This is a genomic window from Rathayibacter sp. PhB151 (assembly GCF_004366415.1).
In the GTDB taxonomy this organism is placed as follows: Bacteria; Actinomycetota; Actinomycetes; order Actinomycetales; family Microbacteriaceae; genus Rathayibacter; species Rathayibacter festucae.
This window is the reverse complement of sequence record NZ_SOEN01000006.1, coordinates 1,198,712-1,220,673: the sequence shown is the minus strand read 5'-3', so window position 1 is coordinate 1,220,673 and position 21,962 is coordinate 1,198,712. Positions and strand designations below refer to the sequence as shown.

Genomic DNA, 21,962 nt, shown 5'->3' with positions numbered 1-21,962 from the left:
GCCGCCGGAGGCGGCTACTCGACCAGCATGAATCGACCTGCGGCTTGCGCGACCAGCAGGGAGTGCCCTGCGGGCTGCGCGACCGGCATGAGGCGGTCGGCCAGGCACCCTGGCCGCGGACTGCGCCCCCCCATGCTGATCGAGTAGCCCGCGCAGCGGGCGTATGGAGATCCACCCGGGCCGAGACCGGAGCCGGCAGACCACCGAGCGGGCGGTGGTGGGTCTCGACACGCCCTTCGGGCTACTCGACCAGCATGGGCAGCCACTGCGGGGCTACTCGACCAGCAATCTGCGGGCATCTCCCGCGAGCAGATCCGGGGTCAGCGGCGGCGGCGCAGCAGGGCGTCGAGCGAGAGGCGGCCGGCGCCGGTCAGCGCGAGCGCCACCGCGCCGGCGGCCAGCACCAGGACGAACTCGATGCCGCCGGTGGCCGCGAAGAAGCCGCCCGGCAGGTGGACGACGACGAGCGCGACGAGCGCCGTGATAGCGAGGCCGGCGGCCGCGATCCGGGTCAGCAGGCCGACGATGATCGCAGCGCCGCCGAGCAGCTCTGTGAAGGCGGCGACCGGGGCGAGGACGGCCGCGAACGGGATCCCCATCGCTCCGAAGCCCTCGGTCGTCGCCGCGAGGCCGTCGACGGCGATCTTCTGCCAGCCGTGCGCGAGGAAGACGGCGCCCAGCGCGAGGCGGAGGACGAGCAAACCAGCGGACGCCCCCGGCAGCGCGCCGCGGCGGGTCGTGGACGAGGTGGTCGGGTGGTCGAGCGTGGTGGTCATGGCGTGCCTTCCGGTCGGAGCGGATCTCGAGGGGGAGTGCCGCACGCCGTCGTGCTCGTGCTCGACCGTAGGCGCGACCGCCGCCCGCACGGGCGTCGTGGAGTGGACACTGAGAACTCGCACAGGCTCACCCCAGGCGGCACCGCCCGCACACGCCGGAGCCGGCGCCGCCCTCCTCACGAAGGCGACGCCGGCTCCCGCACCGGTCCTCAGCAGCTCGCGGCCGGGTACTCCTCGCTCTGCTCGCGCGTCACGTCCTCGCCGTCGACGGTGCCCGTCACGGTCAGGTCGACCGCGTCGGCCGGCACCGTCTTCGCCCGGGTGGTGAAGGAGTGGAACACGCTCTTCCCCGGAGCGACGGCGGTGAACGCCTTCTCGCCGTAGGCCGTCGTCATCGTGATCCCCACCGGCACGTCGGCCGTGTTGACCGCGGTGACGCCCAGCTGCACCTTGCCCGCGACGCACCGGCTCTGCACCGTCACGTCCAGGTCCGGCAGCGCCGGGGCGGCGGGGGCGACCGTCGCCACTCCGAGCCACGAGATCACCGGCTTCTCGCCGCCCGCGCCCTCGTTCGTCACCCGGTACTCCACCGTGGTCGGCGCCGCGAGGGTGAAGGTCAGCGCCCCGGTCAGCGGCGTGCTCGTGCCCGACAGCGGGATGTTGCCCTTGGCCAGCTCCACGCCCCCGGCCGAGACGGTGTGGTTCATCGTCCGGCTGAGGTTCCACCACTCGGTGAACCCGCCCGTCAGCGTGTACGTCCCGGCGGCCAGCGGCAGTCGGTAGATCAGCTGCGTCGTGTCCTGGTAGAGGCCGGTCGAGAACTTGTCGTTCACGTCCGTCCCGGTCTTCACCTTCATGCCCTCGGGCGCGAAGCCCCACTGGTCGGCGGCGGTCGAGGCCCGGTCCGACACGGCGTTGAGCAGCGACGGGACGGCCGCCTGCACCGCGCCGTACTGCGGCGAGGAGGTCGCCGCGGTGCCGGAGTCGATGTAGTAGACGAGCCCCTCGGGCACGACCTCGTAGCGCGCGGTCACCTTCGCGCCGTTCGCGAGCGTCCCGCGCAGGGTCACCGGCGCGTAGTCGGTGCGGGTCTGCGACGCGGAGTCCGCGTCCCAGGTGACGCCGGTCGAGGCACCGTCGACCGTCACGGTGGTCGGCAGCGCGGCGCTCGCGGTGAGCGCGCCCTGGTAGCCGAGGTCGCGGGTCACGCTCTTGACGTAGACGAGGGCGAGCCGTGCGTTGTAGCCGCTCGTCCCGTCGGTTCCGAAGGACACGTCCACGACGCCCGGCGCCGCGAGGGTCACCTGCTGGCGGATCGGCGTCGCCGCCCCGGTCGAGACCGCGGTGGCGCGCTTCGTCGTGCCGGGCGCGGTCACGGTCGAGACGACGTTGGTGGTCAGGCCGGCTCGCGGCGCCTGCACGGCGACGACGTCGTAGGTGCCGGCGGGCAGGGTGAGGTGCGTCACGACGGGCTTGCCGAAGTCGGCCGGCACGTACGAGGAGCTCCAGTCCGCGGGGTTGCCGGGCGCGACCGCGCCGGTCGACGTGGTCGAGTACCCCCACGTGCTCCCCGCGGAGACGCCGTCCCACTTCCGGTCGGCGGCGTCGTTGAGGACGCCCGGCTGGCTCGCCTTCACGGCTGCGAAGGCGGATCCGGCTGCCGAGCCACTCGACCCCGAGTCCACGAAGTAGCGCAGGTCGGCCGGAGTGACGAGCAGCGGCACCGAGAAGCGCTGGAAGACGCCGGTCGAGGCGACCTTCTCGCTGGTCCGGCCGGTCAGCCGCACCGTGCCGAGCTCGGCCGTCCCCGCGAGGGCCTGCGCGGCTCCCGCGTCCCAGGTCACGGCGCGCTCGGCGCCCTCGAGGGTCAGGGTCCTCGGCAGTCCGGCGGAGGCGGTCCCGGCGATCAGGCCGAGGTCGCGGACATCGGTGCTCACGCCCTCGGGCACGAGCTCCGCGGCGGTCCGGCTGAGGCGCGCCACCAGAGCGGCGGCGCCCTCCGCGTCGAGGCCGTAGCCGGCCGGGTCGGCCAGCGCGGATCGGGCGGAACCCACGACGCTCGCGAACGGGGCCCAGGAGGAGGCGCTCCACTCCGCCTCGACGAAGGACTCGGCCGTCGCCAGCGCCGCCGCGAGGGCGGCCGTGTCGACCGCCGACGAGTCCGCGTTCGCGACGACCACGCCGACCGCATCCACGTTCAGGACGCCGTCGTTCGCCGTCTCCAGCACCACCGTGTGCGCGCCGTCCGCGAGACCGCGGAGCTGGAACGCCGTGCGCTCGCTGCCCGCGGCCCAGGTCGGCGCGTTCGTCGCCACCCGGACGCCGTCCACGGTGACGTTCAGCGTCGCCGCCCCGGTGTTGCTGCCGAGGACGTCGAGTCCGGTCCCGGTGAAGGAGTAGGTCAGCGCCGCGCCCTTCCCGGTGCTCTTCGACGCCGTGCGCTGCCATTCGAACATGCCCTGGCCGTTGACGTGCGTCCACTGCTCGTCGAACTCCAGCACCGGAGTGCTGCTGTCGCTCCAGCTGGTCTGGTGCATGCCGTCGACGACGGTGGAGTAGTAGGGAGTGAAGCCGGGCACCTGCTCGACGACGAGGTCGTCGAACTGCGTGAAGGTGAAGGCCGAGCCGAGCTGCACGCGCCCCGCGGCCTGCGGCGCCGGGTCGGTGTACGCGGCGACCTGCACGCCGTTGAGGGAGGCGGTGTAGCGGTCGCCCGCCACCTGCACGGCGATCCGGTTCCACACTCCGGTGCCGGTGCGGAACGCCGTGCCGGGGGTGGCGGAGGCGGTGCCGGACGCGACGGAGGTGCCGTAGCGCAGCAGGCTCCAGGCGCCGGTCGCGTCGACCCGCAGCTCGGCCGCGGAGACGTTCTGGCCGTTGGGCGTCCCGCCCTGCTCGCGGGCGCCGAGAGTCGCGTACGGGGTGCCGCCGTTCTCGAAGAGCACGTCGACCGAGGCGCGGTAGTTCGCCCAGCGGTAGTCGCCGATCGTCGTCTTCGGGTCGCCGCCGTTCCAGGCCGAGCCGTTCATGCCCGGGCCGACCTGCTGGCGCAGCACGCGGTCGCGCGCGGCGTCGCCGGTGGCCACGGACTCGAAGGCGCCGTTGGTGTCGTTCGTGTAGCGCGGGATCGCGCCGTCGTCCTCCGGCTGGACGCCGGGGGTGCCGGCGGGCTTCGGCTTCGCGCCGCGGCTGTCGAGGAACGACTCGCCGGAGTCGCTCAGCGCGCCGGTCGCCGGGTCGTAGGAGCGGATGTCCGCGGCCTCGGCGTAGTCGAAGTCGTCCGCGTAGAGGACGGAGTCGGTGGTGACGCCGTTCTTGTCACCGCTCGCGTCGGTATCGAGCACGTCGCGGCCGCCGTCGGCGTCGGTGTACTCGGGCGCTGTCGGCAGGGTCGAGCCGTAGCCCTCGCGCGGGGTGAGGACACCGCCGGCGCTCGCCGCGTGGTCGAGCGTCGTCGCGGTCGCCGTCGACCAGGGCTTCACCGTCACCGTGTAGACGCCGTCCACGGCGGACAGCTCCGACACGGGCACGACGTAGTTCGCGTCGTAGGCCTCACCGGCGTCGGCCGCGCGGGTCTCCCAGACCTCCATCGTGCGGTCGTCGCCCAGGTCGAGGTCCTCCGCGGAGATCGCGTAGGTCTTCTCGAACGGGCTGTCGTTGACGATCACCGTGGAGAAGTCCGAGCCGTCGGGCGCGGCGAGCGTCGTGTACGACACCGCCCCCGTCGAGGCTCCGCTGGGCGGGTTGCCTCCGCCGAGCGCGCTGCCGGAGGCCTGCGGGATGCCGCGCCAGACGCCGGCGGTGTTGTCCTCGTTCTCCCAGCCGAGCTGCGCGAACTGCGTGTACTGCTCGACCGCGGCCAGGCCGCCGTCGTAGTAGAGCCAGCCCGACCAGGGGTCGCGAGCGCTGACCAGCTCCTTCGAGGAGTACTGGAAGCCGTCGTAGAACGAGCCGATCGCCGGCTGGAAGATGTTCAGGGTCCGGAGCGACTTCGCGAAGCCGGAGGTGACCCAGTTGCTCATCTCGAGCGCGCTGTTGGTGCCGCCGAACTCCGTCCCGGTGCCGCCCTGGCCGTCGGGATTGGTGTTGTTCGGGCGGTCGGCGGAGTTGGAGAAGGTCGCCTGGCCCTCGGAGTTCCAGATCTCCTTGTCGTAGGTCTGCGCGAACTTCTTGAGGTTCCCGTTCGCGTCGTCCGAGGTGGCGTAGTGGAAGCCGACGACGTCGACGGCGTCGCGGAGCGACGGGTCGGTGGTCGAGTTCAGCTGGTCGCCGAAGGAGGTCGGGGGAGTGCCGACCGTGTCCGCCGCGACCGTGCGGATCGCGCGGTAGCGCTCGCCCTCGTCCGCCGAGGCGAAGCCGTTGCTCGGGTCCTGCGCGCTCGCGCCCTCGTAGCCCTTGGTGTCGGTGCGGAGCCAGGTGGAGAACTTCTTGTAGAGCGCGGCGTTCGGGCTCGTGGTCTCGTTGGTGTCCGGGTTGATCGAGTCGACCATGATCCCGTACTCGCGCTCCGCCGCCAGGACGGTGTTCTTGAACCAGATGTACTGGTCCTCGTCGCTGGTCACCCAGGTGGGGCGGCTCCAGCGCAGGATGCTGACGTGCACGTCGCCCTCGGCGACCTTCTGCGCGTCCGCCGCCAGCTGGAAGCCGGGCTCGCGCTGCACGTTCGGGTACTCGTCGCGCGAGCGCATCGTCGCGACGTTCGGCCCGGTCGAGGTGTTGCGGTCGTTGCCCATCTCGATCTTGATGGTGGTCATGATCGGGTGCTCGCCGCCGAAGAGCGTCTCGATCAGCTCCCAGTACTTCTCGGGGTGCTGCGACTTGTAGTCGAGCAGCAGCGCGCTGGTCGAGTTCGCGGAGAGGATGCCGAAGCCCTTGAAGGTCAGCGCGTTCACGCTCTCCGCCGCCGCCGCGACGTCGGCCGCGGTGACGGTGACGGCCTGCACGTCCGACGGCGCGGCCTGGGCGGCCGGCACCTGGGCGAGCCCCGCGGCGAGCAGGGCGCCGAGCGCGGTCGCCGCGACGAGGGTCCGTCCCCTCCCCTCCTTCCTGCGGTGCGGCCTGCTGGGCGAGGGGGGCTCGGGCTGCGAGCCTCGAGCGTGCCGGGGAGAGCGGTTGAGCATGAGTGCGCCTCGTCGTCGAGTCGAATGGGATGAGCGATCCGCCAACTCCGATCATTTCAGAACATGCGGAGAGCGATCGCTGTGGTCACCGTATCCGAGCGGTTTCGCGGACGCAACGGCTCGAAGCGGCTCGCGAGCAGGGTCTTTCCTCCTGGAGCGACCACGGGATAGTCTGCTCGGCAGCGCGGAACGCTCATCCTCCATGATCGATAATGATTGAATGGGAGGGGCGGGATGCGCGATGACGAGTCGGCGACGAGGCCGGCCGGAGAACGGAGAACCCCCGCTATGACCACCCGCTCCACACGGATCCGACCCCTTCTCACCCGCGGCGCCGCCGGTCTCGCCGGTGGCCTGCTCCTGCTCGGCGTCGCCGGCACCGCCTTCGCCGACGAGCAGCAGGGCGCCGACGACGTCGACGTGAACGTGCAGATCGCGCCGCTGACCACGCCCGGCTCGCTCTCGATGACGGTCGCGAGCGACTCGACCGCGCTGACCGAGAACGGCTCGACGGGTGTGGTCCGCCAGTTCACCGGCACCCTGCCGACCGTGACGGTGACCGACACTCGCGATCCGGCCGACATCCCGGCCGGTGCCGGCTGGTACGTGCTCGGAACCGCCAGTGACTTCACCTCGTCGACCGGCGACACCATCGGCGCGGAGAACCTCGGCTGGGCGCCGAATCTGATCGACGGCGGCGATTCCGGCCTCGTCGCCGAGGGCGACGTCGTCGACACCGCCATCGACGGCGGCCCGGACGGCGTCGGCCTCGTCGACCAGGAGCTCCTCGCCATCACCAACGACTCCGCCGGAGTCGCCGAGGAGGGCTCCTGGACCGCCAACGCGGCCCTGACGCTCAAGACGCCGACCACCGTCGACGCCGGCGACTACAGCTCCACCCTCACCCTCTCCCTCTTCGAGTAGGCCCCGTCATGCTGGTCGAGTAGCCGCCTGCGGCGGCGTATCGAGACCCGGCGTCACCAGAAGGGTGGGTCTGCAGACTCATCATCTGGCGCCGGTGGATCTCGATACGCCCGCTCCGCGGCCTACTCGATCAACATGAATCGGACCCGCTCTGCGGCCTACCCGATCAGCATGCTCCGGACTCGCCGTGCGGGAGGTCCCGCGCCCGGAACATGCTGGTCGAGTAGCCGCCCCCGGCGGCGTATCGAGACCCACCCACCGGACGACGCCGGATCTCGATACGCCCACTGCGCGGCCTACTCGATCAGCATGCGGAGGACCCGCTGCGCGGGCTGCCCTGCTGTTCATGCTGGTCGAGTAGCCGCCGCAGGCGGCGTATCGAGACCCCCCCTTCAGCCCAACCGCGCGGCCAGCGTCGAGAGGTCGTCGAGCTCGAGATCGAAGCCGTCCCCCTCCGCCGGGCGCTCGGCGCCGGGCCGCGCGACGTACGCCGTGCGGAAGCCGTGCTCGCGCGCGGCGCGGAGGTCCCACGGATGCGCGGCGACGAACAGCGTCCGGTCGGGCCGGACGCCGAGCGCATCGATCGCGTACTCGTAGGCCGCGGGCGCCGGCTTGAAGGTCTGCACGGCCCCGGTCGACAGCGCGAGGTCCCAGCTGATGCCGTTGCGGTTCGCGAGCCGGGCGAGAGCGTCGAGATCGGCGTTGCTGACGCCGGCCACGATCCTGTCCCGGCGGAGCGCCGCGGTCGCCGCCGCGACGTCCGGCCAGGCCGGGTAGGAGTCCTCCAGCGCTGCCGCCTCCACCAGCGCGTCGGGCGTCACCGTCCCGCCGGAGCTCAGGATCGCGTCGCGCGCCGCGTCGACGACGAGCTGCCGATAGCGCCGCCACGGAGCGCGTCCGGCGACGACTTCGCCCATCCGCTCGTCGAGCAGCCCCGCCCAGCGCCGGTGCAGGGCCGCCGGATCGCCGAGCCCTGCCGAGGCGGAGAGGCGCTCTGCGGCGCTCGCCCACACCGAGTCCTCGTCCACGAGCGTCCCGACGACGTCGAAGACGACGGCCTCGATGCGGCTGGCGGGGAGCGTGTCGGCAGGCATGACGCCAGTCGACCAGACCCGGCCGACGGTCGGCAAGCGCCCGACCGCCGGAGGAGTGCCCGGCGTCCTCGCATCGCACCGAGCATCAGCGAACGTGGCGTTTATGTTACGCTCGGCCGATGGTGAACCAGTTCTGGCGAGACCTGCAGACCGATCTGAACGACCCCGAGTTCGCGCGTGCCTCCGCGGCGGAGTCGATCCGGGTGGCCACGCTCGACGCGGTCGTGAACCAGCTCGACGATCTCCGGGAGACCGCGCACCTGTCCAAGGCCGCGCTCGCGCGAGCGATCGGCGCCGACCCGTCGGTCGTCCGCCGGCTCTTCTCGTCCTCGTCCGCGAATCCCACGCTCGGCACCCTCGCCGAGGTCGCGGCGGCACTGGGGATGAAGGTGGCGCTCGTGCCGATGGAGGCGGAGGAGCGGCAGCGGATCACCGAGCCCCTGCTGGCCTCGACGCGATGACGTCAGATCACCGACCGCACCACGCGCACATGCTGGTCGAGTAACCGCCGCAGACGGCGTATCGAGACCCACCTTCCTGAACCCGATGCGCCCGGTCCGCGGCCTCCTCGACCAGCACGAATCCTCGAGTGGACCCGCGACGGGCGTCGAGTCCCGAACAGGACCCTGCGCGCGTCCACTCGGCGGGGCCGGCTCGCGCGAGTGGACGCGCGTCGGGCGCTGCGCCCAGGCCGGAGCCCGGTCCGGGTCCACTCGCGCGCCCGCCTCATGCTGGTCGAGTAGCCGCCGGCGGCGGCGTATCGAGACCCGGCGTGCTGGGGACGGTGGATCTCGATACGCCCGCGATGCGGGCTACTCGATCAGCATGCAGAGGTCCCGCTGCGCGGGCTACTCGATCAGCATGAAGGGGCAGCTCGATCGGCAGGGGGTCGATGGGGCCGGCGGGTGCGGTGCCCGCGAGCGTTCGGTATCGTGGCGCGCTCCGAGACCCGGGGGGCATCGTGAACCGTCCGCACGTCACCGCAGGAGCCGCCGGGGTCCTCCTGCTCGCGCTCGCCGGCTGCACGCCGCCCGCGCCGGAGGCGGTCGGCGGCGGGCTCGACCTCGCCGTGTCCGCGGTGTGCGAGGCCGGCGCGGATCCGCAGTGCGTCGCGGTCGGCGGTCAGGACGTGCTCGTCGACCCGGCGGCGTTCACCCGGGCGGGTGTCGCCTCGGTCGAGGTGTCCGGCACCGGCGACGCCCGGACCGTCGACGTGCGCTTCGACGAGGACGGCGCCGAGCTCTTCCGGGACGCGACGGCGGAGGCGGCCGGCGCCGGCCCGGACGCGCGGGTTCTGCTGCGCGCCGGCGACGTGGTCGTCTCGGCCGTGGCGGTGATGCAGGCGATCGAGGGCGACTCGATGCAGATCCTCCCGGGCGACGAGGACGCGCAGGAGCTCGCCGATCGCATCCGCGCGGGCTGACCCGAGCGGTCAGGACGCCGGCGGCTCCTCCACGCCGAGCTGCACCGCCAGCTCCATGCAGCGCACGCGGGCGGGGGAGAAGTCGTAGGGCAGGCTCCGGATGACGTCCGCCGCGCTCCGGGCACGCGCATCGGCCGCGGGGGCGGGCGTCTCGGCGTCCTCGGGCGGGTGCCGCTCGTCCCAGGCCTCGGCGAGGGCGTCGTCCTCCTCCAGCTGGCCGGAATCCGCGCAGACGCGCAGCAGCTCCGTCTCGAAGGCGTGCCGCTCGGCCGCCACCTGCGCGACCCGGGGATCGCCGACAGCGACGGTATCGTCCAGGGCCTCCTCGGCGGCGTCGACGCGGTCGGACGCGGCGCGCAGGTCGGGGTGCGCGGCGAGAGCGGCGAAGCGGCCTGCCTGGATGGCGGCGCCGAGCGGGCCGAACACCCGCTCGGTGACCAGCAGGACGTCCAGGTCGTCCTGGCGCAGCGAGCCCTCGGGTGCGCCCTCCAGGCGGCCGGACACGAGGTCGTCGAGCAGGCCCAGCCGGCTGCCGAGCGTGCGCATGCGCTGCACCGACGCCCGCTGCCGCTGCAGCTCGGCCTCCTGCGCGGCGAGGGTCTCCTCCAGCCGGGCGAGGACGGCGGCGACCTCCTCCTCGTCGTCCGCGGGCTCCGTCGCGGAGCCGGCGAAGGCGTCGCGGATGTCGTCGAGGGCGATCCCGGCGTCGGCCGTCCGGCGGATCCAGAGCAGCCGGACGATCTCCGCGTGCCCGTACCGTCGGCGCCTGTCGCCGCCCCGCTCCCGCTCGGGAAGCAGGCCGATCTGGTGGTAGTGCCGGATCGTCCGGGGCGTGATGCCGACGAACGCCGCGGCGTCGCCGATCAGGACCTCACGGGGCGGGGTCGGGAACGAGAGCATGGCTGGCCTTCCGGGTCGGGTCGGGACGTGCTTCGAGCAGACCACATGACGCTGCGGCAGGAGCAAATCGCGGTGTGTCCGGGCGCCGGTGGATCTCGATACGCCCGCGGAGCGGGCTACTCGATCAGCATGTGGGGGCCCGCAGGGCGGGCTGCTCGATCAGCATGTGGGGGCCGCAGGTCGGGCTGCTCGATCGGCAGGCAAGGGGAGACGGCGTGCAGAGCATGCTGGTCGAGTAGCCGCCGCAGGCGGCGTATCGAGACCCGCCCCTCCGGGAGGCGTGCCTCTCTCCACGCCCGCTGCGGTCAGGCGCGCGGGTGCGGGGCCGCGGTGCTCTCGCGGAGGACGAGCTCCGGGAGCTCGGAGGAGAAGGCGGCGCCCGTGCGGCCCTCCATCGCGGGCAGGAGCAGGCCGAAGCCGCGGCGGCCGAGGCCGGCGAAGTCCTGGCGGACCGTCGTCAGGGCCGGCGTCCACATCCGGGCGAGCGGGTGGTCGTCGAAGCCGACGACGCTGATGTCCTCGGGGACGCGCAGCCCGGCCTCGGTGATGCCCTTGATCACTCCCATCGCGATCTCGTCGTTGCCGCAGAAGACGGCGGTGACGGTCGGGTCCTCGACCAGTCGCGCGGCGAGCAGCCGCCCGGACTCGGGCTCCCAGGTCGCCTCGAGCGGAGTCGGGGCGGTGGCCACTCCCGCGGCCTTCAGCGCACGGCGCCAGCCGGTCGTGCGGCCGTCCTCGCGCCGCGACGGCGGGATGCGGATGTGGTGCACCGTCGCGTGCCCCAGCTCGAGCAGGTGCTCGGTCAGCGCCTGGGCCGCGCGGAGCTCGTCGAGCACCGCCTGCGGCCGCCGCCCGCGGACCCCCGAGAGCGCGACGACCGGCACGGTCTCCGGGATCGCCGCGAGCACGGCCACGCCGGGCGGATCGAACTTGAGGACGACGATCCCGTCGGGGCTCTGGTCGAGCACCGAGGAGAGCGCCCGCTCGACGTGCTCCGGGTCCGCCGACTCGACGACGGTGATGGTGACGGTCCAGCCGCCGGCGCGCGCCTCCTCCTCGATGCCGCGGATCGCCTCGGCGTAGCCGTACTGCGAGGTGTTGCCGGCGACGACGGCGATGGTGCGCGAGCGCCGGGTGACGAGGTTCCGGGCGACGGCGCTGGGCCGGTAGTTGAGCTCCGCGATGGCGGCGAGCACCCGCTCGCGCTTGTCGGGGGCGACCCGCGCGGCACCGGTCAGCACCCGCGACACGGTCGGCACCGAGACGCCGGCGAGGCGGGCGACGTCGGCGATGACCGGGGCCCTCGTCGACCTGTCGCGCGTCACGCCGTCCCGCTTCCGTCCTCGACCGTCCTGCAAGTGCCCGGCGAGCCACGACGGAGCGAGGGCGACCGGCTCGGTGCCGCGGGCTCCGGCGGTGGTCACTTCACCGCGCCGCTCGTGATGCCGGAGATGATCTTGCGCTGAGCGAAGACGAACACCAGGAGCAGGGGCAGGCTCATCAGGATGATATAGGAGAAGATCAGATGCCAGTTCTGCAGGTAGAGCCCGGCGCTGGCCACCTGGTAGAGGTTCAGCGGCAGGGTGTCGAGCCGGCCGCCGACCACGAAGAGCGCGTAGAAGACGTCGTTCCAGATGTAGAGGCAGATCAGGATCGTCGCGGTCGCGAGCACCGGCATCAGCAGCGGCAGGATGATCGTGAAGAACACCCGGATCGGCCGCGCGCCGTCGACGCGGGCCGCCTCCTCCAGCTCCGCGGGGATGGTGCGGACGAAGCCGGTGACGAAGAAGATCACGGTCGAGAGGTACATCCCCATGTACACGCCGACCATGCCGACGGCGGTGCCGGCGAGCCCGAGCTGGCGCAGCAGCAGCACCACGGTGACCACGGCGGGCGGCAGGACGATGCCGCTGATGGCGAGGGCGTAGACGACGGCCATGCCGCGGCCGGTGCGGCGGCCGAGGATCCAGGCGGCCATCGAGCCGAGCACGAGCACGCCGAGCACCGCGGGCACCATCACGAGGACGCTGCCGAGGAACGCGGGGACCATGCGGCCGTCGGTGAAGACGGTCGCGAAGTTCTCGAGCAGCTGCCACTGCGAGGGCGCGGCGAGGTTCGGGTTCAGCGCCTCGGCCTGGGTCTTGCCCGCGGTGCTGATGATCAGCCAGAACGGCACGCCGAGCAGCAGGGCGACGGCGGCGAGGGCGGCGATCGGCTGCAGCAGCGGGCGGCGGGAGCGGCGGACCCGCGACTCCGGGGCGGCGGGAGTGGACGTGACCGGTCGCTCGATGACGGTGCTCACAGGACGTCCTCTCGACGGCGCAAGGTGCGGATGACGGGGAAGGCGAGGACGGCGACGGTGACGAAGAGGATCAGGCTCATCGTGGTCGCCTGGGCGAACAGGCCCTGGCCGAAGGTGCGGAAGATGAAGATGTTGAGCAGCTCGGTCGTGCCGCCGGGGCCGCCCTCGGTGGTGGCCTGGACGATGTCGAAGCCGTTCATCGAGCCGAGCAGCGCGGTGGCGACGTTGAAGGTCAGCGCCGGCGCGATCAGCGGGAAGCGGATGTCGCGGAAGGTCTGCCACCAGGAGGAGCCGTCCAGGCGCGCGGCCTCGAGCACGTCGCCGGAGATCGTCTTGAGTCCAGCCAGGTAGATCAGCATCGAGAGGCCCATCCACTTCCAGGAGTGGATCAGCGCGACGACGACGATCGTCCAGGTGGTGTCGCCGAGCCAGGCGATCGAGACCGGCTGCCCGGAGACGAAGGAGAGGATGCCGTTCAGCGCGCCGTCCGGCTTGAGCAGCGCCTGGAAGACGTAGCCGACCGCGAGGGCGGACATGATCACCGGGATGAAGAACATCACCCGGGCGAAGCGGTTGACCCGGGTGTCCTTCTCCAGCAGCAGCGCGAGGATCAGGCCGAAGACGTTCTGGAAGACCGCGACGAGCACCGCGTAGACCAGCGTCACCCGCAGCGCCTGGATCAGCGTGCCGCTCTGGAAGAGGTCGACGAAGTTCGCGACGCCGACGAAGCCGATGGCGGCCTTGAAGCTGGACCAGTCGGTGAAGGCGTAGACGAAGTTGAACACCGTCGGCACGAAGAAGAAGACGACAAGGACCAGCAGGGCCGGCACGAGGAAGACCAGCGGGTGGTCGGAGCGGCGTCCGCTCGGCATGCCGCCGGTCTTCACGGCGCGGGCGAGGACCCGGGGTGGCGCGGCGGCTCGGGTGGTGGACACGCGGGGCACTGCCTTTCGAGAGAGGGGGTCGTGCGCGGGAGGGTCCGGGGCCCGCCGTCGTGGCCGGGCCCCGGTGTCGAGCGGCTAGAAGCCGGTGGCGCCCTGCGCCTTCGCGAGCTGCGCGAACTGGTCCTGCGTCGCCTGCGCGACCTGCTCCGGGGTCTTGGTGCCCTGGATCATGTCGGCGAGGTAGATGTACAGGTCGGGGTTCGCGATGGCCTGCGCCTGCATCGAGCCGACCGAGTCGCCGACGGAGTCGCTGACCGAGACGAGGGCGGTGGGCACGGTGTCGGGCGTGGTGACCGAGGGCTGGAGCGAGATGGTGTCCTGCGCGGTGACGAAGTCCGAGTAGCCGTCGCCGAGCCAGTAGGAGAGGAGCTGGCGCGAGGCCGCCTCCTTCTTCTCGTCTCCGGTGGCGAAGGCGACGAGCGCGTTCGACTGGTCCGGGATGAAGGTGCCGACGTTGCCCGAGGGCGAGATCGGGAAGAAGCCGATCGTGTCGTTGAGCGTCGCGGTGTCGGACAGCGACTGCAGCTGGCCGAAGAACGAGTTGACCTGGACGACCATCGCGGCGTCGCCGGCGAGGAGGGCCGCGCCCTGGTCCTCGAAGGTCGCGGTCTTGATGTCCTCGTTGAACAGGCCCTCGTCGATCAGACCCTTGTAGGTGTCGATCGTGCCCTGGATGGTCGGGTCGGTGAACTTCTCCTCGCCCGAGTTGACGCGGTCCCAGAGGCCGTCCTTCGCGGCGTCGGCGAGCTGCACCTGCACCCACCACTGGGTGGCCCAGCGGTCGGCGCCCATCTCGAAGAACGGGGTGACGCCCTTGTCCTTCAGCTGCCGGCCGAGCTCGACGAACGAGTCCCAGTCGGTCGGCGTCTCGGTGATGCCGTTCGCCTCGAAGACCTTCTTGTTGTAGTAGACGCCCTCGACCGCGGGCGTGGTCACCAGCGCGGCGTAGCGGGTGTCGTCGAGCAGGCCGGTGATGTCCTTCAGCGAGGGGTCGACGTCCTCGAGCCAGGGCGCTCCGTCGAGGCTCTGCAGGTTCGTCGAGGCGTTCAGCGCGGTGAGCTGCGAGGCGGTGGGCTGCCAGAAGGCGAGGTCGGGCTTGTCGCCGGTGGCGACCTTGGTCTGCACGCCCTGCTCGTAGGGGTCCGGGATGGTCTCGACGTCGACGCTGGCGCCGGTGAGCTCCTCGAAGCCCTCGATGACCGACTCCGGGACGGTGTTGGAGTTCTGCGCGGCCCAGATGGTGAGGTCGGTGCCGGACAGGTCGGCGTCCTGGGCGGGCCAGGAGGCGGGGGCGGCGTCGCCGCCCGCGGTGCCGCCGCCGGCCCCGGGGTCGCTGCAGCCGGCGAGGAGCAGGGCGGAGGCCGCCGTGAGGACGGCCGCGCTGAGGAGTGACTTCTTCATCGAAATACTCGAGCTTTCTGTGAGGGGAGAGGGTGTGCCGGGACGGGTGGATCCGGCAGGGGTCAGGTGGTGCGGAGGGACAGGCGGAAGGTGCGGGCGGAGGGACCGGAGCCGGTGGGCCGGACGGTGAGGCGGGCGGTGCTGGGCTCCCACTCGACGGGCCAGGCCGTCAGCGCGACCGGGAACACGACCGAGACGTCGACGTCCTGCCCGCGCAGCTCCGGGACGTACAGCACGACGTCGTCGCTGCCGCTGCGGCGCCAGACCGAGACCAGGTGCTCGTCCTCGGTCCGCAGCGCCAGGGCGACCGCGTCGTCCGTCCAGCCCGGCAGCCCGAGCGGCCAGCGCGGGAGGGACGCCGCGATCGGAGCGCGGAGCCGCTTCGCCGCGGCGACGGCCTCGTGCACCAGGGCGAGCTGCGGGTCGGACATCCGGTTGAGGTAGCCCGACAGGTAGAACCGGCCGAGGAGCCCGGTGACCAGGCAGAACGCGATCTCCTCGTCGTCCATGTCGGCCTGCGGGTACGCCCAGCTGGCGGCCTGCTCCGGGAGGAGCATCATCGGCGCGGCGGTCGCGATCGGCGGGTAGCGGCGGAAGTCCTGCTGGTCGGAGGTCGACTGCATCTGCAGGCGGGACATCACGGCCCAGTCCTGCCGCATCGCGCCCGAGGAGCAGCTCTCGATCACCAGGGTCGGGTGCCGGTCGAGCACACCGTCGAGCCAGGCGAGGTAGGCGCGGTTGTGGCCGAGCAGGCCCGCGCCGATCGAGTCGGCGTCGCGGTCGGTGCCGGGGCCGGCGTCGATGTTGTAGTCGAGCTTGAAGAAGCCGATGCCGAAGTCGGCGATCAGGCGGTCGACGGTCGCGTCGAGGTGCGCGCGCGCCGCGGGGTGGCGCAGGTCGAGGTGGAACCGCTCGTGCTCCTCGATCCGCGCGCCGGCCCGCTGCAGGAACGCGTCGTCCGGCAGCTCGCCGGCGAGGGGGCTGTCCACGCCGATGACCTCGGGCTCCAGCCACAGCCCCGGGACCAGGCCGCGGGCGCGGATCCGCTCGATCACCTCGCAGAGGCCGTCCGGGAAGCGGACGGTGGACGGCTGCCAGGCGCCGACGCTGCTCCACCAGCCGCCGGCGACCCCGCTGTCGTCGTACCAGCCGGCGTCGATGCAGAAGATCTCGGCGCCTGCGGCGGCCGCGGCGTCGATCAGCGGCAGCAGCTTCGCGGTGGTCGGGTCGCCGTCGAGGGTGTTCATGTAGTCGTTGAAGACGACGGGCATCGCCGCGTTGTCCGGGTGCGCGCGGCGCCGGGCCCGGCGGCTGAGGGTGAGCGCGTCCGCGGCGGCCGTCGTGTCGGCGCCGACGGCGACCGTGACGGGGACGGAGCGGAACTCCTCGCCCGGCTCGAGCACGCAGAGCCAGCCGTGGTCGAGGTCCGTCGGGCCGGAGAGGGCGATCGAGCCGCCGTCGATGTCCTCGCCGACCTCCCAGCGCCAGGCGCCGTTGTGCTCGATCTGCCAGAGGAGGGCGGCGTCGGGGGCGTGGAGGCCGGCGACCGGGAGCTGCTCTCCGGTGGACCAGCTGCCGGTCGAGACCGCGCCGACCGCGCCGCGCGGGTCGTGCTCGGTGATGTCCTCGCGGAGGGTGACCAGGCCGGCGTCGCGCAGCGGCGTGCTGCTCCAGCGGCCCTCGCCGAGCCAGTCGTTCCGGCCGCGCAGCAGGGACCAGCGGGCGAAGGACTCCTTGCCGGTGGTCGCCGCGGTGCCGGCGGTGGCGCCCGGGTCGCAGCTCCAGGAGGCGACGGACCGCAGCACCTGGCGCTCGGTCGCCCGGACGACGACCTCGGAGGTGACGGCGGCGACGCCGGGCACCCTCCGGAGCACGGCGGTCGCGACCAGTCCCGGCGCCTCGGCCGTGACCTCCAGCACGTCGAGGCCGTCGACGACGCTCTCGCGGTGCGAGACGTAGCGCAGTGCGGCGCCGAGCTGCGAGTGGGTCAGCCGGCTGCTCGCCGGGGCGTGACCGGCGGCGACGGTGGTGATCTCGAAGAACGGAGCGGCGTGCGTCGCCCGGAGCGCGACTCCGCGGGCCGTCAGCGCCACCAGTCGGAACGGAGCATCGGCGTCGCAGGCGAACGTCAGCTGGAGGGCCTCGGGGTCTCCCCAGGTCAGGTCGTTCGGCACAGGGGCTCCTCGTCGTCGTGGAGTGGGAAGGGCTCGCTCCCGGTGGAAGCTCGACTGATACTGATACCGATTTCAGTTGAGCGCAAGGGCGAGATGAAACCGTTATCGCCGAGGACGACGGAGATGCGATACCGATTTCAGGATTCTCTGGCTCGCAGGGTCTGAAATCGCTATCGTGCTGGCAGCGGCGCCTCGCCGTCCCCTCCCACAGGAAGAGCATTCGATGATGAAAGCCTCCAGAGCACTGGCCTGCGCCGCCGCGATCGGCGTCGCCCTCAGCGGACTCGGCCTCGTCGCGGTCGCCGCCCCCGCGAGCGCGGCGGGCAGCTCCGAGACCCTCGCCGTGGACTTCTCGCGGTCCACCGGCGATTTCCGCGGCGGTGCCACCGGCACCCTCTACGGCTTCGGCGACGAAGGAGCGCCCACGCAGGCGCTCATCGACGGAGCGCACATCACCAACACCTCGCAGAAGGCGCCGTTCGGCACCCAGCACCCGAGCGGCGACGCCCTCAAGGTCGAGGACGGCTTCTTCGCCAAGTACGGCGAGGACATGTACATCTACACGCAGGACTACTACCCCGACTGGGCCTACAACGGCGGTCAGCGCCCGGGCGACACCCGCACCTACGACCAGGCGACCGGCACGTACACGAGCACTCCGAACGGAGTGTGGGACTACCTCGAGATCGTCGAGTTCGTCACCGAGGCGGTCGCCACGAAGTCGGATCGCCCGCAGGACTACGTGCACATTCCCTTCAACGAGCCGGACGGCGGCAACTGGTACAACGACTGGGGCGCGCTGAAGGACACGTTCCTCGCCGACTGGAAGGCCTCCTACGACGTCATCCAGAAGGTCTACGCCCGCCACGGCCTGGGCACCGCGCGCGTCGGCGGACCCGGCGACGCCTCCTATCACGCCGATCGCACCGCGGACTTCCTCGACCACGCGAAGTCCACCGGCACCCTCCCGCAGGTGATGATCTGGCACGAGCTCGGCATCGACAATCTCGCCACCTTCCGCTCGCACCTGGAGGACTACCGCGCCCTCGAGGACGCCCGCGGGATCGCCGATATCCCGATCAACATCACCGAGTACGGGATGCTGCGCGACATGGGCACGCCCGGCCAGCTGATCCAGTGGCTCGCGATGTTCGAGGACGAGAAGGTCGACGCGCAGGTCGCCTACTGGAACTACGCCGGCAACCTCTCCGACAACAGCGCCCGCCCCAACGCGGCGAACGCCGGCTGGTGGATGTTCAAGTGGTACGGCGACCTCGACGGCTCGAAGACCGTCGCGGTCACGCCCCCGAAGCTGAACACCGCCGACACCCTGCAGGGCATCGGCGCGGTCGACGCGGTGAACAAGCGCGCGACCGTCCTCTACGGCGGCTCGGGCTCGCAGAACGTCGCCCTCGACCTCCACGGGCTCGACCCGGCCGTCTTCGGCTCGACCGTGGACGTCGAGGTCCGCGAGGCGACCCTCTCCGGCGCCCAGGGCGTGCACGGCACGCCGCGCGTGATCGCCGCCGTCGACGGAGCGGCCCTCGCCGCCGGCTCGCTCGACCTGGCGATCCCGAGCTACGACCGCTACGCGGCCTACCAGGTGGTCATCACTCCCGCCCAGGACCGCGCCGTCAGCACCACCGCGAGCTGGCAGACCAGCATCGAGGCCGAGAACACGGCGCTCACCGGCGCCCAGGCCTACACGCAGAACCCCACCGACGGCGGCGGCTGGAAGTTCCTCGCCTCCGGCGGGCGCGACGTCGGATCGTTCAACAACGCCTCCTCGAAGGCCGACTGGACCGTCACCGTCCCGCGCACCGGCAGCTACCGCTTCCAGGTGATCGGATCGACGCCCGGCGTCCCCGGGCGCCACGCCCTCTTCGTCGACGGCGCGAAGAACCGGCTCGTGCAGTACACCGCCGACCTCGCTCTGACGAACACGCAGAAGTGGCAGTACCGTGGCAGCGCCGAGGTGACCGTCGAGCTGACCGCCGGCGAGCACACCCTCTCGCTGCGCGCCAGCGAGAACGGCACGACCGTCCTCCCGAACGCCGACATCACGCTCGACAAATTCCTCCTCACCGACGTCACCGACGGCGAGAGGACCGTGTACCCGGCCTCGACCCTGCGCTACGCGGGAGGAGCGAAGGTCGTCTACGACGCGGCGGGTGCGCGCGGCTTCGCGAGCATCGCCGGCCAGCAGCGCGCCGACGTCTACGCGAACGCGTGGAAGACCGGCTACTACGACGTCGCGCTCGACTACCGCACGAGCGGAGCGTCGAGCATCGACGTGTCCGTCAACGGCCGCACGGTCAGCACCGTCAGCTCCGGATCGGCCGGACTCTGGTCCTCGACCACCCGACTGCACCTCGTCGAGGGCATCAACGAGATCGAGCTGCGCTCCGCCGCCGGCGTGCTGCTCAGCACCGTGACGACGACCCGCGCCGCCGACTCCGACTCCGCCGCGACGACGATCGAGGCCGAAAACGCGACGAAGACAGGTGCGGCGGCGAACGCCTCGCTCGCCGCGAGCACCGGCTCCAACGTGTCGGGCGGGCAGTACGTGGGCTTCGTCGGCAACGGCGCGGCCAACACCCTCGAGATCGCGCGGGCCGCGGGCTTCGACACCGCCGGCGCCTACGACCTCTCGGTGACCTACTCCAACGCCGAGCTCAGCGGCCGCCACGACTACAACCCGCAGGTCGTCGACCGCCGGATCGACGTGACGGAGAAGGGGGTCGCCGGCACCGTCGGCAGCGCCTACTTCCGCTACACGATCTCGTGGGACAGCTTCTGGGAGCGCACCATTCCCCTGACCCTGACCACCGGGACCGCGCCGATCGTCCTCGGGAACGCCACGGCGTACGCCCCGAACATCGACAAGGTCACCATCGCGCCCGTCGCCGTCGGCACGCCCACCACGGTGTCGCTCGCGCCGGCGCTGCCGACGACCGTCACCGCGTCGAGCCGCTGCGTCGCCGGCAAGATCGTCCTGACCGTCAGCGCCCGCAACGACGCGACGGTCCCGGCCGACCTGAAGGTCGAGACCAGCCACGGCACGAAGTCGTTCCCGAAGGTCGCGCCGGGCAAGTCCGCCAGCGCCGCCTTCACCGTCCGCGCGACGAGCATGCCGGCCGGAACGGCGACGGTGACCAGCACCGCCACGGTCGGCGGCACCCCCGCGACGACCACGACGACCGCCCCGTACCCGGCGGCGACCTGCTGAGGCCCCGCTGCGCGACCAGCAAGCGGAGGGCCGCTGCGCGGGCTGTGTCGCTGTCCATGCTGGTCGAGTAGCCGCCGCAGGCGGCGTATCGAGACCCGCCCTGCTGGCGACGGTGGATCTCGATACGCCCGCTGCGCGGGCTACTCGATCAGCATGTTCTGCGCGGGCTGCTCGATCAGCGTGAGCTGGGCGGGTAGCCCGATCTGTGCCGTTCCATGCTGGTCGAGTAGCCGCCGAAGGCGGCGTATCGAGACCCACCCTGCTGGAGACGGTGGATCTCGATACGCCCACTCCGCGGGCTACTCGATCAGCATGTGCGCGCTACGAGGTGTAACCCGCCTGGATGGTGTCGAGGACCTGGTCGGTGCTCGAGCCGTCGATCCAGTCGACCATGCCCTTGAAGAAGCTGTCGGAGCCGACGGCCTTGGGCATCAGGTCGGAGGCGTCGAAGCGGAACGTGGTGCCCGGGTCCTGCAGGATCGAGATGGAGCTGCGCAGCAGGTCGCTGCTCGCGTTCGCCGGGTCGAGGCCGGTGTTCGCCGAGATGACGCCGCCGAGCTTCACGCGGCTGTTCGCCCAGTCGGCGCTGGCCAGGTACTCCTGCACCTTCGCGGTGTCCGCGTCGTCCGCGAACGCGGCGACGAACTCGCCGCCACCGGTGACGGCCTGGTCGTCGTCCGCGGAGATCGGCGGGGTGAGGAACGCCCAGACGTCGCCGTCCTCGGCCACGGTCGCGTCCGCTCCGGTGAGGAAGCCCTCGAAGAAGGACGCCTGGTGGGTCAGCGCGCAGGAGCCGTTCGCGATGTTCTGCGCGACGTCGCCGAAGGCGGTCGAGTTGATCGAGGAGACGTCGCCGTAGCCCGCGTTCACGAGCGTCGGGTCGAGCAGGATCGAGCCGACCGAGTCGAACGCGGCCTTGATCTTCGGGTCGGTGAACGGGGTGTCGCCCGCGACCCACGAGTCGTAGACGTCCGGACCGGACTCGCGGAGCACCGCGTCCTCGATCCAGTCCGTGCCCGGCCAGCCCGACGCGGCGTCGGAGGCGAAGCCCGCGCACCAGGACGGCCCGCCCGACTTCTCGGCGATGGTCTTGCCCAGCGCCTCCATCTCGTCCCAGGTCGTCGGGACCGAGACGCCCCACTCGGCGAACTTCGCCGGCGAGTACCAGACGTAGCCCTTCACGCTCGCCATCAGCGGCGCGCCGTACTGGGTGCCGTCGACCTGGCCGTACTTCTGCCAGTCCTCCGACCAGTTCTGCTTCACGTTCGCCAGAGCGCCCTCGGGCAGCTCCTTCACCTTGCCCGAGGCGACGGTGTCGGCGAGCAGTCCCGGCTGCGGGAAGATCGCGAGGTCGGGGACGTCGCCGCCCTGCACCTTGATGCCGATCTGCTGCTCGAAGCCCTTGTCGCCGGTGTACTTGATGTCGATGCCGGACTCCTTCTCCCAGTCCGCCCAGGACTGCTCGAGCAGGGTCGCCTCGTCGCCGTTGATGGTGCCGTAGACGGTGACGGAGCCGTCGCCCGCGGCGCCGCCGGAGCTCGCGCCACCGCCGGCGTTCGGGTCGTTGGGGTCGCTGCTGCTGGAGCAGCCCGCGAGGGCGATTCCGGCGGCCGCGAGTACGGCGACCGGAAGGGTGAGACGACGGTGCAGGGATGACCGCATGGTTCCTCCTCGT

14 protein-coding genes are annotated in these 21,962 nt (G+C 71.8%); 4 read left to right on the top strand and 10 right to left on the bottom strand.

Annotation, left to right across the window (positions count from 1 at the left end):
- Positions 1 to 320: 320 nt before the first annotated feature.
- On the bottom strand, positions 321 to 776 hold the full coding sequence (locus EDF35_RS06315; protein WP_133961182.1) for a DoxX family protein: 456 nt from the start codon (positions 774 to 776) through the stop codon (positions 321 to 323).
- A 209-nt stretch (positions 777 to 985) separates the two neighbouring features.
- The gene (locus tag EDF35_RS06310) at positions 986 to 5,896 is read right to left on the bottom strand and encodes a hypothetical protein (RefSeq protein WP_133961180.1); all 4,911 of its coding nucleotides are present in this window, start codon (positions 5,894 to 5,896) and stop codon (positions 986 to 988) included.
- A 288-nt stretch (positions 5,897 to 6,184) separates the two neighbouring features.
- On the opposite strand from EDF35_RS06310, the gene EDF35_RS20700 reads away from it, so the two are divergent.
- Complete coding sequence (locus EDF35_RS20700; RefSeq protein WP_166674026.1) at positions 6,185 to 6,820, top strand: hypothetical protein; 636 nt, start codon at positions 6,185 to 6,187, stop codon at positions 6,818 to 6,820.
- Between the two features lie 392 nt (positions 6,821 to 7,212).
- Here the strand turns inward: EDF35_RS20700 and EDF35_RS06300 are convergent, their stop codons facing one another.
- On the bottom strand, positions 7,213 to 7,914 hold the full coding sequence (locus EDF35_RS06300; RefSeq protein ID WP_133961178.1) for a haloacid dehalogenase type II: 702 nt from the start codon (positions 7,912 to 7,914) through the stop codon (positions 7,213 to 7,215).
- A gap of 119 nt (positions 7,915 to 8,033) precedes the next feature.
- Between EDF35_RS06300 and EDF35_RS06295 the strand changes: the two genes are divergently transcribed.
- Together EDF35_RS06295 and EDF35_RS06290 are read left to right on the top strand one after the other, a co-directional pair.
- Positions 8,034 to 8,375, top strand: a complete 342-nt coding sequence (locus tag EDF35_RS06295; RefSeq protein WP_133961176.1) for a helix-turn-helix transcriptional regulator — start codon at positions 8,034 to 8,036, stop codon at positions 8,373 to 8,375.
- A 500-nt stretch (positions 8,376 to 8,875) separates the two neighbouring features.
- Positions 8,876 to 9,337, top strand: a complete 462-nt coding sequence (locus tag EDF35_RS06290; protein ID WP_133961174.1) for a hypothetical protein — start codon at positions 8,876 to 8,878, stop codon at positions 9,335 to 9,337.
- 9 nt (positions 9,338 to 9,346) lie between these two features.
- Here EDF35_RS06290 and EDF35_RS06285 read toward each other — a convergent pair whose 3' ends face one another.
- From EDF35_RS06285 to EDF35_RS06260, 6 genes are all read right to left on the bottom strand, one after another.
- A complete protein-coding gene (locus EDF35_RS06285) occupies positions 9,347 to 10,237 on the bottom strand; it encodes a MerR family transcriptional regulator (RefSeq protein WP_133961172.1) in 891 nt (296 codons plus the stop codon).
- A gap of 305 nt (positions 10,238 to 10,542) precedes the next feature.
- Complete coding sequence (locus EDF35_RS06280) at positions 10,543 to 11,562, bottom strand: LacI family DNA-binding transcriptional regulator (RefSeq protein WP_133961170.1); 1,020 nt, start codon at positions 11,560 to 11,562, stop codon at positions 10,543 to 10,545.
- A 95-nt stretch (positions 11,563 to 11,657) separates the two neighbouring features.
- Positions 11,658 to 12,539, bottom strand: coding sequence for a carbohydrate ABC transporter permease (locus EDF35_RS06275; protein ID WP_243839861.1), 882 nt, complete (start codon positions 12,537 to 12,539; stop codon positions 11,658 to 11,660).
- Positions 12,536 to 13,474 (bottom strand): sugar ABC transporter permease, encoded by a 939-nt coding sequence (locus tag EDF35_RS06270; RefSeq protein ID WP_243839860.1) that lies wholly within the window; start codon positions 13,472 to 13,474, stop codon positions 12,536 to 12,538. Before EDF35_RS06270 ends, EDF35_RS06275 begins: the two co-directional genes overlap by 4 nt.
- An 84-nt stretch (positions 13,475 to 13,558) precedes the next feature.
- Positions 13,559 to 14,884 carry an ABC transporter substrate-binding protein gene (locus tag EDF35_RS06265; protein ID WP_127887978.1) on the bottom strand — a complete coding sequence of 442 codons (1,326 nt, stop codon included), beginning with the start codon at positions 14,882 to 14,884 and terminating at the stop codon, positions 13,559 to 13,561.
- A gap of 62 nt (positions 14,885 to 14,946) precedes the next feature.
- On the bottom strand, positions 14,947 to 17,058 hold the full coding sequence (locus tag EDF35_RS06260; protein WP_133961168.1) for a glycoside hydrolase family 36 protein: 2,112 nt from the start codon (positions 17,056 to 17,058) through the stop codon (positions 14,947 to 14,949).
- Positions 17,059 to 17,284: 226 nt separating this feature from the next.
- On the opposite strand from EDF35_RS06260, the gene EDF35_RS06255 reads away from it, so the two are divergent.
- The gene (locus EDF35_RS06255) at positions 17,285 to 20,287 is read left to right on the top strand and encodes a CBM35 domain-containing protein (protein WP_208323023.1); all 3,003 of its coding nucleotides are present in this window, start codon (positions 17,285 to 17,287) and stop codon (positions 20,285 to 20,287) included.
- A 321-nt stretch (positions 20,288 to 20,608) separates the two neighbouring features.
- On the opposite strand, the gene EDF35_RS06250 is transcribed toward EDF35_RS06255, so the two are convergent.
- Positions 20,609 to 21,949 (bottom strand): extracellular solute-binding protein, encoded by a 1,341-nt coding sequence (locus tag EDF35_RS06250; protein WP_133961166.1) that lies wholly within the window; start codon positions 21,947 to 21,949, stop codon positions 20,609 to 20,611.
- Positions 21,950 to 21,962: the final 13 nt, after the last annotated feature.